The organism is Rhizobium sp. BK313, from assembly GCF_014193655.1.
In the GTDB taxonomy this organism is placed as follows: Bacteria; Pseudomonadota; Alphaproteobacteria; order Rhizobiales; family Rhizobiaceae; genus Rhizobium.
The window spans coordinates 1505141-1519536 of sequence record NZ_JACHZQ010000001.1; the positions used below are offsets into that span (position 1 = coordinate 1505141).

Genomic DNA, 14396 nt, shown 5'->3' on the forward strand with positions numbered 1-14396 from the left:
CGTCTTAGTCTTTCCGGTAGAGCAGGCTGCCATCGCCATAAGAATAAAAGCGATAACCCGTCTCAATAGCATGGGTATAGGCCGCGCGCATGGTATCGAGGCCGGCAAAGGCCGATACCAGCATGAATAGCGTCGAGCGCGGCAGGTGGAAATTGGTCATCAAGACATCGACCGCCTTGAAGCGATAGCCGGGCGTGATGAAGATGCCCGTCGCACCCGACCAGGGCTTGATCGCTCCATCATCGCCGGCAGCGCTTTCGATCAGCCGCAGCGACGTCGTGCCGACGCAGACGATGCGCCCACCCCTCGCCTTCACGGCGTTTAGCTTCGCCGCCGTCATCGCGTCGACGTAGCCGATTTCGAAATGCATCTTATGGTCTTCGGTGTCGTCTGCCTTGACCGGCAAAAAGGTGCCGGCGCCGACATGAAGCGTCACGAAATGCCGCTCGACGCCCATGGCATCAAGCGCGGCAAACAGCGACGGAGTGAAATGCAGCCCGGCAGTGGGGGCAGCAACGGCGCCCTCCTCGCGGGCATAAATCGTCTGATAATCCGCACGGTCGCGCTCGTCTTCCGGACGCTTGGCAGCGATATAGGGCGGCAGCGGGATATGGCCGACAGCGGCAATAGCCTCATCCAGTGCCGGACCCGAAAGATCGAAGCGCAGCGTGATCTCTCCACCCTCGCCCTTCTCCTCGACCACAGCGTCGAGTGCACCGAGGATGCAGACATTTTCACCATGGCCGAACTGGATGCGATCGCCGGTCTTGATGCGCTTGCCCGGCTTCGCGAAAGCTCTCCAGCGGTGGGGGCCGGCGCGCATATGCAGGGTCACCGATACCTGCTGGCCGGGCGCGCCATCACGATGGCGAATGCCTTCCAACTGAGCGGGGATGACCTTCGTATCATTGAAGACGATAGCATCGCCCGGGCGCAGGAAAGACGGCAGATCGCGGACGCGATGATCGCTCAGAGCCGCTTCGGAATTATTCGGATCGACCACGAGCAGGCGCGCGCTGTCGCGCGGCTCGGCGGGCCTCAGCGCAATGCGCTCGTCCGGCAGGTCGAAATCGAAAAGGTCAACGCGCATTCTGGTAATCTCAGCAAAGCGAAACCCGCCCCCACGCCAAGGCGCGAGAGGCGGGTTTCAGGAATAATCACGATCAGACGTCGGCGGCAACGCGCACGGAAACGATCGAGTCCGGATCACGCACCGGCTCGCCGCGCTTGATCTTGTCGACATTGTCCATGCCGTCGATTACCTGACCCCAGACCGAATACTGCTTGTTCAGCCATGGCGCATCGGTGAAGCAGATGAAGAACTGCGAGTTAGCCGAGTTCGGATTCTGCGAACGGGCCATCGAGCAAGTGCCACGAATGTGCGACGTCGCGGAAAATTCGGCTTTCAAGTCCGGCTTGGAGGAGCCGCCCATGCCAGCACGGCCGGGATTGAAGCTCTCGCTGCCCTGCTTGCCGTACTGCACGTCGCCGGTCTGGGCCATGAAGCCGTCGATGACACGGTGGAAAACGACGCCGTCATAGGCCTTCTCGCGTGCAAGTTCCTTGATGCGGGCGACATGCTCCGGAGCTACCTGCGGCAGCAACTGAATGACAACCTGACCCTTGGTGGTTTCCAGGATGAGGGTGTTTTCGGGATCCTTGATCTCTGCCATTTTCGTTTCCTCTTCTCTTCTCAAATCTTACTTCTTGCCGACCGTGACCTTGACCATCCGGTCAGGGCTGCTCACTTCGCCGTTCTGGCCGTCGCCGCGCTTGATCTTGTCGACGAATTCCATGCCGGAGACGACCTTGCCGACGACCGTGTACTGGCCGTTCAGGAAATCGCCATCGGCGAACATGATGAAGAACTGCGAATTAGCGGAATTCGGATCCTGCGCGCGCGCCATGCCGACGGTGCCGCGGGTGAACGGAACCTTGGAGAACTCGGCAGGAAGGTCGGGCATATCGGAGCCGCCGGTGCCGGCCTTCTGGGGATCATAACCCTTGGCCATGTTGCCGTATTGTACGTCGCCGGTCTGTGCCATGAACCCATCGATGACGCGATGGAAGGCGACATTGTCGTATGCACCCTTCTTCGCCAGCGCCTCGATCTGCGCGACATGCTTCGGGGCAACATCGGGCATGAGCTGAATGACGACAGGGCCATCCTTGAGCTGGATGGTCAGAAAATCGTCGGCCGCAGCCGAGAAGGCGCTGCCTGCGAAGGCGGCAAGGCTGAGGAAGCCTGCCAATGCGAGATGAAAGAGTTTCATGGGTGCTCCGTTCAGAAAATGAATTTCGGCCCTGTCTTCTATTGAGCCGTATCTTTTAACTTGCCTGTCAGGGCTTCAAGAACCGCTGACGGCACGAAGGCGCTGACATCGCCGCCCATGGATGCGATCTGCCGCACCAATGTGGCGGTTATGGGCCGCGATGCGGTGCCGGCAGGCAGAAACAGGGTCTGAATATCAGGCGCCATCTGGCGGTTCATGCCGGCCATCTGCATTTCATAGTCAAGATCGGTGCCGTCACGCAGGCCTCGTACCAAGACGCTCGCGCCGTGCTTGCGCGCCGCATCGACGACCAGATTGTCGAAGGCGACGACCGAAATATCGCCCGCCTTGTGCGGCAGTGCGTCGGCAAGCGAGCGAGTGATCAGTTCCGCTCGTTCCTCGAAGGAGAAAAGTGGTTTCTTGCCGGGATGAATGCCGATGGCGACGATAACCTTGGAGGCGATATTCAGCGCCTGCACAAGGACATCCAGATGTCCATTGGTCATCGGATCGAAGGATCCGGGATAAAAGGCTATCGTCATACCAGGCCGGCCCGTTGTTTCGACGCCTTTTGTCACGGATGGGCCCGTATCGCAAGTCATTTACAACCCTTTGGCCGCCTCTGAACGGCAGATGAATACGGCGTTCAAGCCTGTTTCAGATCAACAATGCTTTATTCGCGCCAACATTGAAACGGGCCGGTTCCATCGGCTCATCCGCCTCCGGCTCAGGGAATATCAAGGCCATGTTGGTCCTCATAGTTGCAGTCGCCATTATCGGCTCTTTCGTCATCGAATACGCCGTTCATCTCTTCGCGAACAATTACGAAATCGAATGGATAGCTATCCATGCTGACGGAGATAGCACCAATTATGCTCAAGAAATCGCCACCGCCATGCGTAAAACGCATCGCGAATCTGAACGCCAGATGAACAAGGCATTCAAGGTCGCTTCAGACGAGCGTTGGTAAACAGAGCCTCAACATCCCGGCGGAACCATTCACGAGCCGCTGCGTTAAAAACCCGAACCATAGATTTTGTACATATCGGTAAGAAGGAAACAGAGTATGCCCGACAAGATCACCCTTATTAACGTTGTTTGGATGACCATGATTTCGGGAATGCTTGCAGCGACAATCGCTCTTTACGACCAAAAGCCTGACCAGTCGAAGATCTACGGTCCCTTTGCTTCGGCTCGTCCCTTCGTTGCCACCAGCCAGTATTAAGGGATCTGAACGCTAGTTCCACCAGAGGAAGGGAGCGATCATGTTCACGATATTAACGGTGCTTACGCTCTTCATCAGCATTATGTTCGTTGTATCCGTCGCGTCCACCATCTCGGCGCTCCACCGCGAAAGCGAGGAGAGCAAGAAGCTGAACAAACACCATAAGGCGCTCTGAACCACAGGTTCTCCGATATCCCCCATCCCGAGTGCGGCCCCCAATCGCTCGGGTTATTTCGAACCGGACGCTCCCCCAGCGTCCGGTTTTTTTATGCACTGGCAGCATCGAAATCGTGACACCAACAAAAAAACCGGGCAGCCATGCCGCCCGGTCGTTTTTTCATACGCTGGATACCAAACCTTATTCTTCGGTCGCGATCCCATCATCATTATTCGAGACTTCGGCATCACCGTTCGGAGAGTCGTCCTCGGTACCATTCTCGACCGTGTCATCCTCGCCGTCCGGCTCGCTGATGCGCTCGACCGAAACGACTTTTTCATCCTTGGCGGTCGAGAAGATGGTAACCCCCTTGGTGGCGCGGCTGGCAATGCGGATTCCGCCGACCGGAACACGGATCAATTGGCCGCCATCCGAAACCAGCATGATCTGATCGCTCTCTTCCACCGGGAACGCGGCCACAAGCTCGCCGATCTCGCTGGTCTTTGACGTATCCGTGGCGCGGATACCCTTGCCGCCGCGGCCGGAGATCCGGAAATCATAGGACGACGACCGCTTGCCAAAGCCCTTTTCCGAAACCGTCAGAACGAACTGTTCCAGTGCCTTCAGCTCCTCATAGCGTTCATCGCTAAGCTGTCCCTCTTCGGTGACTTCCTCGCCGACCAGCGCGATTTCCTCATCCTCGCCCGTGGTCGAGCGACGGTCGCTAGCGGCGCGCTTGAGATAGGCCGCACGTTCCCACGGCTCGGCGTCGACGTGGTTGACGATGGTCATCGAGATGATGCTGTCGCCCGACGCCAACGTGATGCCGCGAACGCCGATGGAATTGCGGCCGGCAAAGACGCGCACGTCGGAAACCGGGAAGCGGATGCATTGGCCGAGCGCCGTCGTCAAAAGCACGTCGTCATGTTCGGTACAGGTCTCGACGGAGAGGATTTCGTCGCCCTCTTCCTCCAGCTTCATGGCGATCTTGCCGTTGCGGTTGACCTGAACGAAGTCCGACAGCTTGTTGCGACGCACGGTGCCGCGCGTCGTGGAGAACATGACGTCGAGATTGTCCCAGGTGGTCTCGTCCTCGGGCAATGGCATGATCGTGGTTATGCGCTCGCCGGGCTCCAGCGGCAGCATGTTGATCAGCGCCTTGCCGCGCGACGTCGGCGTGCCGATCGGCAAGCGCCAGACCTTCTCCTTGTAGACGATGCCGTGCGACGAGAAGAAGAGAACCGGCGTATGCGTATTGAGAACAAATAGCCGGGTAACGAAATCCTCGTCTCGCGTGGTCATTCCGGAGCGACCCTTGCCACCACGGCGCTGGGCACGATAGGTGGTCAAGGGCACACGCTTGATATAGCCGAGATGCGAAACGGTGACGACCATGTCCTCGCGGGCAATCAGATCCTCGTCGTCCATCTCCAGGCCGCCGTCGACGATCTCGGTGCGGCGCGGGGTACCAAACTCGTCGCGAACCGCGGCAAGCTCTTCTTTTACAATGGTTTGGATACGGACGCGCGACGAGAGGATGTCGAGATAGTCCTTGATCTCGGCGCCGATCTTGTTGAGTTCGTCGCCGATTTCGTCGCGGCCAAGTGCCGTCAAACGGGCGAGACGCAGCTCGAGGATGGCGCGCGCCTGTTCTTCCGAGAGATTGTAAGTGCCGTCTTCGTTGATGCGATGACGGGGATCATCGATTAGCCGGATAAGAGATTCGACATCTTCCGCCGGCCAGCGACGGGTCATCAGCTCTTCTCGCGCCGACTGCGGATCGGGTGCCTGGCGGATGACGCGGATCACTTCATCAATATTGGCCACGGCAATCGCGAGGCCGACCAAGACGTGGGCGCGTTCGCGGGCCTTGCGCAGAAGATATTTGGTGCGGCGGCTAACCACGTCTTCGCGGAAGGACACGAAGGCCCGCAGCATGTCGAGAAGGGTCAACTGCTCCGGCTTGCCGCCGTTCAGCGCGACCACGTTGGCGCCGAAAGAGGTCTGTAGCGGCGTATAGCGATAAAGCTGATTGAGGATGACATCGGCATTGGCGTCGCGCTTCAGCTCGACCACGACGCGGTAACCCTGACGGTCGGATTCGTCGCGCAGATCAGAGATGCCCTCGATGCGCTTTTCGCGCACGAGGTCAGCCATCTTCTCGATCATCGTCGCTTTGTTCACCTGATAAGGAATCTCGGTGATGATGATCTGCTCGCGGTCACCACGCATCGGTTCGATCGTCGCGACGCCGCGCATGACGACGGAGCCGCGTCCCGTCTCGTAGGCCGAGCGGATGCCGGCACGACCGAGAATCTTGGCGCCGGTCGGAAAATCCGGACCCGGGATGATCTGCATGATCTCCGGCAATTCGATCGCCGGATTGTCGATCAGCGCGATGCAGCCGTCGATCACTTCAGACAGGTTATGCGGCGGGATATTGGTCGCCATGCCGACGGCGATGCCGCCCGAACCGTTGACTAGCAGATTCGGGAACTTTGCCGGCACGACGACAGGCTCGCTCAGCGTGCCATCATAGTTCTCTCGGAAATCGACGGTATCCTTATCGAGGTCGTCGAGCAGCGAATGCGCCACCTTTTGCAAGCGGCATTCGGTATAACGTTCGGCCGCCGGCGGATCGCCGTCGACGGAACCGAAATTACCCTGACCGTCGATCAGCGGCAGGCGAAGCGACCAGGGCTGCGCCATGCGGGCGAGCGCGTCATAAATCGCCAGGTTGCCGTGCGGATGGTATTTACCCATCACGTCACCGGTGACGCGGGCGCATTTTACATATTTCTTGTTCCAATCGATCCCGAGTTCCGACATGCCGTACAGAATGCGCCGATGAACGGGCTTGAGACCATCGCGAACATCGGGAAGCGCGCGGCTGACGATTACGCTCATGGCGTAATCGAGATACGACCGCTGCATTTCCTCCATGATGGAAATTGGCTCGATGCCTGGCGGGAGCTTCCCGCCGCCGGGTGGTGTTTGCTCAGTCAAAACAGATCACGATCTCTTTTAGAATCACTGCGAAATTTATAGCCGAAAGGCCCTGCAAGCGCCAATTTTGGTGGGTGCTTTTGAACAGGCTTTTACCTCTTAATCCGTTAAATAGCACATTTCCGTGGCAGGACGTTCCAGTTGCGCCGCATTGCGCTTTGCGAAACACAATTCCTCGCATATCAATGGCACAACAACGACAGAAAACGACTTCCGGGGATTGTATGGCGAGCACTGATACGCTGATCAATGCTTTCACAACGCTGCTCGTCACGGTCGACCCGCCAGGTCTTGCTCCGCTTTTCATCGGGCTAACAGCCGGCATGAACCGAGCGGAGCGCAAGCAGGTGGCGTTGCGCGGCTCGCTGATCGCGTTCTTCATCTTGGCGGCCTTTGCCTTGTTCGGCGCCAGCGTACTCGGCATTCTCGGCATTTCCATCGGCGCCTTCCGCATCGCCGGCGGCCTCCTGCTCTTCTGGATCGCCTTCGAAATGGTATTCGAGAAGCGGCAGGACCGGAAAGAAAAGGCCACGGAAACCGCAATCACCAAGGATCATATCCAGAATATCGCGGTATTTCCGTTGGCCCTGCCACTGATCGCAGGGCCCGGCGCCATTTCGGCAACCATCCTGCTGGCCGGTTCGCTGCAAACTACGTTTGACCGAGCTCAGTTGATCCTCGTCATCGCCGTCAATCTCGGACTGGTCTTCGCCGCCCTGGCGATTTCGGACAGGCTCGATCGCATGCTGGGATCGACCGGCCGCGCCATCCTGACCCGCCTCCTCGGCGTTATCCTCGCCGCACTCGCCGCCCAATTCGTCGTCGACGGTGCGCGGGCTGCCCTCAAGCTTGCGTAAAAAAGCCCGCCGGAAAGGGCGGGCCGGTTCAACCTAATTCGGTAATCTACCGATCAAAACGGGATATCGTCGTCCAGGTCCCGCGAGAAATTGCTGCCACCGCCGCTGCTTGCGGCACCACCACGGCTACCCCCAGCGCTGCGGCCTGAGGGTTGCGACGAAGGCTGGCCGTAGTCGTCACCGCCATAGTCACCACCAAAGTCGCCGCCTCCGCGCCCGCCGCGGCCGCCGCCTTCGACAGCGCTGCCGCCTTCACCACGGCCATCCAGCATGGTCAGCGTCGAATTGAAGCCCTGCAGCACGATTTCCGTCGAATACCGATCCTGGCCGTTCTGATCCTGCCATTTACGCGTCTGGAGCGCGCCCTCGATATAGACCTTGGCCCCCTTCTTCAGATACTGCTCGGCGACCTTGCAGAGGCCTTCATTGAAGATTACCACGCGGTGCCATTCCGTCTTTTCCCGGCGCTCGCCCGAATTGCGGTCGCGCCAGGTTTCCGACGTCGCGATGTTGAGGTTGGCGATCGGACGGCCGTCCTGCGTGCGGCGGATTTCCGGGTCCGCCCCGAGATTTCCAACCAGAATTACCTTGTTCACACTACCGGCCATGATACCACCCTGCTTGCCGCCCATCGACGGCTCTGAAACTCTATCAACGCACCTTAGACCATTGCCGCCGTCAGGCGCTATTTAAGCGGCACCATATGCGACGGTCATCCACAGACATTATGCGACATGTGGCCTTGACCCAAAGGCAAATTTGTTCTTTCTTTGTTCTAATTCACCTCTATGATCCTGTCAACCGAATCGAAAACCTGGCGCTCCCCTTGATTTCAGCCTCGACTCACGAGCGGGCATCACTAAATAAGGGCAGACACCAAGGGACCAGCAGACGACGATGAGTGAACTGAAGACTATTTCCATACGTGGCGCACGCGAGCACAATCTCAAGGGCATTGATCTCGATCTTCCGCGCAACAAGCTGATCGTCATGACCGGCCTTTCCGGCTCGGGCAAATCCTCGCTCGCCTTCGACACGATCTATGCCGAGGGGCAGCGCCGCTATGTCGAGAGCCTGTCGGCCTACGCGCGGCAGTTTCTGGAGATGATGCAGAAGCCGGATGTCGATCAGATCGACGGCCTCTCGCCGGCGATTTCGATCGAGCAGAAGACCACGTCGCGCAACCCGCGCTCGACGGTCGGCACCGTCACCGAAATCTACGACTATATGCGCCTGCTGTTTGCCCGCGTCGGCGTGCCATATTCGCCGGCGACAGGCCTGCCAATCGAGAGCCAGACGGTCAGTCAGATGGTCGACCGCGTGCTCGCTTTCGGCGAAGGCATAAGGCTCTATATCCTCGCGCCGCTCGTGCGAGGCCGCAAGGGCGAATACAAGAAGGAACTGGCGGAGCTCATGAAAAAGGGCTTTCAGCGCGTCAAGGTCGACGGTCAGTTCTACGAGATCGCCGATGTGCCGGCGCTGGACAAGAAATACAAACACGACATCGACGTCGTGGTCGACCGTATCGTCGTCAGGCCCGACGTCTCGGCGCGTCTGGCTGACAGCTTCGAAACGTCGTTGCGCCTGGCCGATGGCCTCGCCATCGCAGAATTCGCCGACAAACCGCTGCCGCCGGAGGAAACCTCGGCCGGCGGCTCTGCCAACAAGTCGTTGAACGAGACGCATGAACGCGTGCTGTTTTCGGAAAAGTTCGCCTGCCCTGTTTCCGGCTTCACCATTCCGGAAATCGAGCCGCGGCTGTTCTCGTTCAACAATCCCTTCGGCGCCTGCCCCTCCTGCGACGGACTGGGCTCGCAGCAGAAGATCGATCCGGATCTCATCGTACCGGAGCCGGAGCGTACCCTGCGTGACGGCGCCATCGCTCCCTGGGCCAAATCGACCTCGCCCTATTACAATCAGACCCTGGAAGCGCTCGGCAAGCATTACGGCTTCAAGCTCGGCAGCCGCTGGAGCGATCTCCCGGATACCGCGAAGGACGTCATCCTGAACGGCACCGAGGACAAGATCGAGTTTCACTACGCCGACGGCGCGCGTTCCTATACCACGCACAAGAATTTCGAGGGCATCGTCCCGAACCTCGAGCGGCGCTGGAAGGAGACGGATTCGGCCTGGGCGCGCGAGGAGATCGAGCGCTTCATGTCAGCCGCTCCCTGCCCGGCCTGCAACGGCTACCGTCTGAAGCCGGAAGCACTGGCGGTGAAGATCAACAAGCTTCATATCAGCCAGGTCGCGGAAATGTCGATCCGTGTTGCCCGCGATTGGTTCAACGTGCTGCCGGAGACGTTCACCGACAAGCAGAACGAGATCGCCGTGCGCATCCTCAAGGAGATCCGCGACCGCCTGCGTTTCCTCAATGATGTCGGCCTCGAATATCTCAGCCTTTCGCGCAATTCCGGCACGCTGTCCGGCGGCGAAAGCCAGCGCATTCGCCTGGCCTCGCAGATCGGCTCAGGACTGACAGGCGTGCTCTATGTTCTCGACGAACCGTCGATCGGTCTGCATCAACGCGACAATGCCCGTTTGCTGGAAACGCTGAAACATCTGCGCGACATCGGCAACACGGTGATCGTCGTCGAACATGACGAGGATGCAATCCTGACGGCGGATGATGTCGTTGATATCGGCCCCGCCGCCGGCGTGCATGGCGGCGAGGTGGTAGCGCATGGCACGCCGCAAGAGATCATGGCCAACCCGAAATCGATGACCGGCAAATATCTCTCCGGCGAACTCGGCGTGCCCGTTCCCGACGAGCGTCGTAAGATCAAGAAGGGCAAGGAGATCAAGGTTGTCGGCGCCAGGGGCAATAACCTCAAGAACGTCACGGCCTCGATCCCGCTCGGCGTCTTCACCGCAGTCACCGGCGTTTCCGGCGGCGGCAAGTCCACGTTCCTGATCGAGACGCTCTACAAGTCGGCCGCACGCCGCGTCATGGGCGCGCGAGAAATCCCGGCCGATCACGATCGCATCGACGGCTTCGAGCATATCGACAAGGTGATCGACATCGACCAGTCGCCGATCGGCCGCACGCCGCGATCGAACCCGGCGACCTATACCGGCGCCTTCACGCCGATCCGCGATTGGTTTGCCGGCCTGCCGGAAGCCAAGGCGCGCGGCTATCAGCCGGGCCGCTTCTCCTTCAACGTCAAGGGCGGCCGCTGCGAAGCCTGCCAGGGCGACGGCGTCATCAAGATCGAGATGCACTTCCTGCCGGACGTCTACGTCACCTGCGATGTCTGCCACGGCAAGCGCTATAACAGAGAAACTCTGGACGTCACCTTCAAGACCAAGTCGATCGCCGATGTGCTCGACATGACGGTCGAAGAGGGCGTCGATTTCTTCGCAGCCGTTCCAGCCGTACGCGACAAGCTGCAGTCCCTGAAGGATGTCGGTCTCGGCTATATCAAGGTCGGCCAGCAGGCCAATACGCTTTCGGGTGGCGAAGCGCAGCGCGTCAAGCTAGCCAAGGAACTGTCGAAGCGATCGACGGGCCGCACGCTCTATATCCTCGACGAACCAACCACCGGCCTGCATTTCCACGACGTCGCCAAACTTCTGGAAATGCTGCATGAGCTGGTCAACCAGGGCAATTCGGTCGTCGTCATCGAGCATAACCTCGAGGTCATCAAGACGGCCGACTGGATTCTCGACTTCGGGCCCGAAGGCGGCGACGGCGGCGGCGAGATCGTCGCTGTGGGCGCGCCAGAGACGATCGTCAAGGAGAAGCGGTCCTATACCGGTCAGTTTTTGAAGGAACTGCTGGAGCGGCGGCCGATGAAGAAGGTAGCGGCGGCGGAGTGAATTGGCCTAGCTAAGTCAATGGAGGAGAGAATGACCACTGCAGGCACGATCCGAACCGGTATCGGCGGCTGGACCTTTGAGCCCTGGCGCGGGACATTCTATCCCGACAGTCTCAAGCAGAAGGACGAACTCAATTTTGCCAGCCGCAAGCTAAAGGTGATCGAGGTCAACGGCACCTATTACAGCACGCAGAAGCCGGAGGTTTTTGCTAAATGGGCTGCCGATGTGCCGGATGGTTTCATCTTCTCGCTCAAGGCGACGCGTTTCGTCACCAACCGGCGTGTGCTCTCCGAGGCCGGCGAATCGATGCAGCGCTTCCTCGAATCCGGCATCAGCGAACTGGGTGATCACCTCGGCCCGCTGCTCTGGCAATTCGCGCCGACCAAGAAGTTCGATCCGGATGATTTCGAGGCATTCCTGAAATTACTGCCGGACAAACAGAACGGCTTGGCGCTGAAGCACGTCGTCGAGGTCAGGCATGACTCGTTCAAGGTGCCGGAATTCATAGCTCTGCTTGCCAAATACAATGTCGCACCGGTTTGCGCCGAGCACTTCGAATATCCGATGATTGCCGATGTGACCGCCGATTTCGTCTATGCCCGCCTGCAAAAGGGTTCCGATGACATCAAGACCTGCTATCCGCCGAAGGAACTGAAAGCCTGGGCGAAGCGTCTGGAAACCTGGGCCGAGGGCAAGATACCCGATGACCTGCCGTTGATCGATGCGGATCGTAAGGTCAAGGCCGAGCCGCGCGACGTCTTCGCATTCATGATCCATGAGGGCAAGGTCAATGCGCCGCACGGGGCGATCGCGCTTCAGGAAGAAATGGCGAAATAGCTTTCCTCAGAAGGGTGTCACGTGGGCGACGAGGTCTTCGGCCGTCAGCCCTTTTCCTGCACGTTGCCCGGCCGCGCCATGCAGCCAGACACCGGCTGCCGCAGCTTCGAAAGCAGGCGCCCCTTGCGCCAGAAGTCCACCGATGATGCCGGCGAGCACGTCGCCGGAGCCGGCCGTGGCAAGCCATGACGGGGCATTGGCGTTTATCAGCGCCCGGCCATCGGGTGCGGCAATGACGCTATCGGCGCCTTTATAAATAATGGCGGCGTGAGCGCGCGCCGCCGCCGCCCTCGCCTTCTCGACCTTGCTCAATGCATTATCGGCGGCGATATCGGGAAATAGGCGGGCGAACTCGCCCTCATGCGGCGTCAACACCAGGCGCGTCGGACCATCTGCGAAAGCATCGAACAGGCGTTGCGGTTCATCGCGAAACGAAGTGATGCCGTCGGCATCGAGCACCAGATGGCGGCCGCTGAGAGCCAGGACGAATTGTCGGGCCTTCTCACCCGCGCCGAAGCCGGGGCCGAGGACGAAGGTCGAAAGGCGCTGGTCGGCGAGCCAGGCGCGCAACACAGCCTCGTCATCGACCGCGCGTAGCATGATCGCCGTCAGCATCCCCGCATTGACAGCCAGCGCCTGTTCCGGCGAGGCGATGGTGACGAGCCCTGCTCCCGTCTTCAGCCCCGCCATCGCCGACATACGCGCCGCGCCCGTCGCAGTCGCTCCACCGGAAAAGACCACCAGGTGACCACGCTTGTATTTGTGGGTGTCCGTTGCGGTCGCAGGCAAGTCCGCCTGCCATTGCGCCGGTGTGTTTTCCGCGACCATGCCGTTTGCGTGCGCGCGAACAATGCGCGCGGGAATGCCGATGTCGAAAACCTCCAGCATGCCACAAAGGTCCCGGCCCGGCATCAGCAGGTGACCAGGCTTTCGGGTCATGAACGTGACGGTGCGCGCGGCTCGGAAAGCGGCGCCGAGCACCTGGCCGCTGCGACCGTCAAGGCCGGAGGGCAAGTCGACGGCGATGACGGGAAGACCGGCCTTCGTAATCGCTGCGATGATCGTCTCGACTTCATCGGGAACGGGGCGAGAGAGGCCCGCGCCGAAAATAGCGTCGATCACGATGTCTCCCGGCTGTGGCGAATAGTGCGCCAGAGCCTCTCCAAGGATCTGACAATCTTCAAAGGCACGGGCGGCATCGCCTTTCAGCGTTTTGGGATCGCCGAGATGAAAGAGCCGGACCTCTGCCCCGCTTTGCTGCAGGGCACGCGCTGCGACATAACCGTCGCCGCCATTGTTGCCGGGACCGCAGAGCACGACAAATCGCAAGGCCTCGGGGAAATGCCGAAGGGCGCTCGCGGCCACCGCCTGGCCTGCCTTTTCCATAAGACCGTAGGAATCAATACCCGACGCGGCGGCGGCCCGATCGACGGCAGCCATATCATCGGGCGAAAGAAGCAGATCGGCGAGCGGTGACATCATGACAGACATTATTGAATGCGAAACCTGCCTGAAAAACAACCGCCATTCTGCAGCGCAATTTGCTCAATCGTAACGCATTTGCACAAAAATTGCTCACACTGAGTCCAGGTCCTGCCGCGGCACGATTGTGAGGAATACAGCACTTTTTTGCAAAATTTTGCTTACCTCACCCCATTTCCATGCGAAATCGCTTTCATTTTCCCGAAAAATCCTCATCAATCCGAGATCTCGGCGTCAATTCGCCGAGATTTTTACGGCAGGCCGCTATGAACTGGCATGATACGTGCATCAGGTTGGCCAAGCGGGAGTAGTCCTGCTGTAACGGGAGAAGCGGAGAGACATTTTCTCATGAAAAAGATCGAAGCGATCATTAAGCCTTTCAAGCTCGACGAAGTGAAGGAAGCCCTTCAAGAAGTCGGCCTACAGGGCATCACTGTCACGGAAGCGAAGGGCTTCGGTCGTCAGAAAGGCCACACGGAGCTCTACCGTGGTGCTGAATACGTCGTTGACTTCCTGCCTAAGGTGAAGGTCGAAGTCGTATTGGCGGACGAGAATGCGGAAGCGGTGATCGACGCAATTCGCAAGGCTGCGCAAACTGGCCGTATCGGCGACGGAAAGATTTTCGTCTCCAATGTGGAAGAGGTCATTCGAATCCGCACTGGCGAAACAGGTATAGACGCCATCTAACCCGCCCGGCCTTTTCCGGCTCCGGCTCATAATCGTCATCTAAGTCAAGGGAA

Annotated in this window: 14 protein-coding genes; 7 read left to right on the forward strand and 7 right to left on the reverse strand. The window is 59.4% G+C overall.

Annotated elements, in window-relative coordinates:
- Positions 1-4: 4 nt before the first annotated feature.
- The 4 genes from queA to coaD form a co-directional block, all read right to left on the reverse strand.
- A complete protein-coding gene (gene queA / locus FHT86_RS07130; protein ID WP_133706162.1) occupies positions 5-1090 on the reverse strand; it encodes a tRNA preQ1(34) S-adenosylmethionine ribosyltransferase-isomerase QueA in 1086 nt (361 codons plus the stop codon).
- A 73-nt stretch (positions 1091-1163) separates the two neighbouring features.
- Positions 1164-1673, reverse strand: coding sequence for a peptidylprolyl isomerase (locus FHT86_RS07135; protein WP_133706163.1), 510 nt, complete (start codon positions 1671-1673; stop codon positions 1164-1166).
- 27 nt (positions 1674-1700) lie between these two features.
- Positions 1701-2273, reverse strand: coding sequence for a peptidylprolyl isomerase (locus tag FHT86_RS07140; RefSeq protein ID WP_133706164.1), 573 nt, complete (start codon positions 2271-2273; stop codon positions 1701-1703).
- Positions 2274-2311: 38 nt separating this feature from the next.
- Positions 2312-2815 carry a pantetheine-phosphate adenylyltransferase gene (gene coaD, locus FHT86_RS07145; RefSeq protein ID WP_133706165.1) on the reverse strand — a complete coding sequence of 168 codons (504 nt, stop codon included), beginning with the start codon at positions 2813-2815 and terminating at the stop codon, positions 2312-2314.
- 146 nt (positions 2816-2961) lie between these two features.
- Here coaD and FHT86_RS07150 point away from each other — a divergent pair, with 146 nt between their 5' ends.
- The 3 genes from FHT86_RS07150 (at position 2962) to FHT86_RS38410 (ending at position 3673) form a co-directional block, all read left to right on the forward strand.
- Complete coding sequence (locus FHT86_RS07150; RefSeq protein ID WP_246779403.1) at positions 2962-3243, forward strand: hypothetical protein; 282 nt, start codon at positions 2962-2964, stop codon at positions 3241-3243.
- 96 nt (positions 3244-3339) lie between these two features.
- On the forward strand, positions 3340-3498 hold the full coding sequence (locus FHT86_RS07155) for a hypothetical protein (protein WP_166656767.1): 159 nt from the start codon (positions 3340-3342) through the stop codon (positions 3496-3498).
- Positions 3499-3538: 40 nt separating this feature from the next.
- A complete protein-coding gene (locus FHT86_RS38410) occupies positions 3539-3673 on the forward strand; it encodes a hypothetical protein (RefSeq protein ID WP_281411580.1) in 135 nt (44 codons plus the stop codon).
- A gap of 183 nt (positions 3674-3856) precedes the next feature.
- Here the strand turns inward: FHT86_RS38410 and gyrA are convergent, their stop codons facing one another.
- Complete coding sequence (gene gyrA, locus FHT86_RS07160) at positions 3857-6661, reverse strand: DNA gyrase subunit A (RefSeq protein ID WP_133706166.1); 2805 nt, start codon at positions 6659-6661, stop codon at positions 3857-3859.
- Between the two features lie 224 nt (positions 6662-6885).
- Between gyrA and FHT86_RS07165 the strand changes: the two genes are divergently transcribed.
- The gene (locus FHT86_RS07165; RefSeq protein ID WP_133706167.1) at positions 6886-7518 is read left to right on the forward strand and encodes a MarC family protein; all 633 of its coding nucleotides are present in this window, start codon (positions 6886-6888) and stop codon (positions 7516-7518) included.
- 53 nt (positions 7519-7571) lie between these two features.
- Here the strand turns inward: FHT86_RS07165 and FHT86_RS07170 are convergent, their stop codons facing one another.
- Positions 7572-8126 carry a single-stranded DNA-binding protein gene (locus tag FHT86_RS07170; protein WP_133707102.1) on the reverse strand — a complete coding sequence of 185 codons (555 nt, stop codon included), beginning with the start codon at positions 8124-8126 and terminating at the stop codon, positions 7572-7574.
- 289 nt (positions 8127-8415) lie between these two features.
- Here FHT86_RS07170 and uvrA point away from each other — a divergent pair, with 289 nt between their 5' ends.
- Positions 8416-11337: an excinuclease ABC subunit UvrA gene (gene uvrA, locus FHT86_RS07175; protein WP_133706168.1), complete on the forward strand. Its 2922-nt coding sequence runs from the start codon at positions 8416-8418 to the stop codon at positions 11335-11337.
- A gap of 30 nt (positions 11338-11367) precedes the next feature.
- Complete coding sequence (locus FHT86_RS07180) at positions 11368-12174, forward strand: DUF72 domain-containing protein (RefSeq protein ID WP_133706169.1); 807 nt, start codon at positions 11368-11370, stop codon at positions 12172-12174.
- Between the two features lie 6 nt (positions 12175-12180).
- On the opposite strand, the gene FHT86_RS07185 is transcribed toward FHT86_RS07180, so the two are convergent.
- The gene (locus FHT86_RS07185) at positions 12181-13656 is read right to left on the reverse strand and encodes an NAD(P)H-hydrate dehydratase (RefSeq protein WP_133707103.1); all 1476 of its coding nucleotides are present in this window, start codon (positions 13654-13656) and stop codon (positions 12181-12183) included.
- A 348-nt stretch (positions 13657-14004) separates the two neighbouring features.
- Here FHT86_RS07185 and FHT86_RS07190 point away from each other — a divergent pair, with 348 nt between their 5' ends.
- Positions 14005-14343 carry a P-II family nitrogen regulator gene (locus FHT86_RS07190; protein WP_003539626.1) on the forward strand — a complete coding sequence of 113 codons (339 nt, stop codon included), beginning with the start codon at positions 14005-14007 and terminating at the stop codon, positions 14341-14343.
- Positions 14344-14396 lie beyond the last annotated feature (53 nt).

What these genes read in the sequence shown, in the direction of transcription:
- uvrA (WP_133706168.1), top strand. Translation starts at nt 8,416, where the DNA reads ATGAGTGAACTGAAGACTATTTCCATACGTGGCGCACGCGAGCACAAT.
- queA (WP_133706162.1), bottom strand. Translation starts at nt 1,090, where the DNA reads ATGCGCGTTGACCTTTTCGATTTCGACCTGCCGGACGAGCGCATTGCG.
- FHT86_RS38410 (WP_281411580.1), top strand. Translation starts at nt 3,539, where the DNA reads ATGTTCACGATATTAACGGTGCTTACGCTCTTCATCAGCATTATGTTC.
- FHT86_RS07180 (WP_133706169.1), top strand. Translation starts at nt 11,368, where the DNA reads ATGACCACTGCAGGCACGATCCGAACCGGTATCGGCGGCTGGACCTTT.
- FHT86_RS07155 (WP_166656767.1), top strand. Translation starts at nt 3,340, where the DNA reads ATGCCCGACAAGATCACCCTTATTAACGTTGTTTGGATGACCATGATT.
- FHT86_RS07185 (WP_133707103.1), bottom strand. Translation starts at nt 13,656, where the DNA reads ATGATGTCACCGCTCGCCGATCTGCTTCTTTCGCCCGATGATATGGCT.
- FHT86_RS07135 (WP_133706163.1), bottom strand. Translation starts at nt 1,673, where the DNA reads ATGGCAGAGATCAAGGATCCCGAAAACACCCTCATCCTGGAAACCACC.
- FHT86_RS07165 (WP_133706167.1), top strand. Translation starts at nt 6,886, where the DNA reads ATGGCGAGCACTGATACGCTGATCAATGCTTTCACAACGCTGCTCGTC.
- FHT86_RS07190 (WP_003539626.1), top strand. Translation starts at nt 14,005, where the DNA reads ATGAAAAAGATCGAAGCGATCATTAAGCCTTTCAAGCTCGACGAAGTG.
- FHT86_RS07170 (WP_133707102.1), bottom strand. Translation starts at nt 8,126, where the DNA reads ATGGCCGGTAGTGTGAACAAGGTAATTCTGGTTGGAAATCTCGGGGCG.
- coaD (WP_133706165.1), bottom strand. Translation starts at nt 2,815, where the DNA reads ATGACGATAGCCTTTTATCCCGGATCCTTCGATCCGATGACCAATGGA.
- FHT86_RS07140 (WP_133706164.1), bottom strand. Translation starts at nt 2,273, where the DNA reads ATGAAACTCTTTCATCTCGCATTGGCAGGCTTCCTCAGCCTTGCCGCC.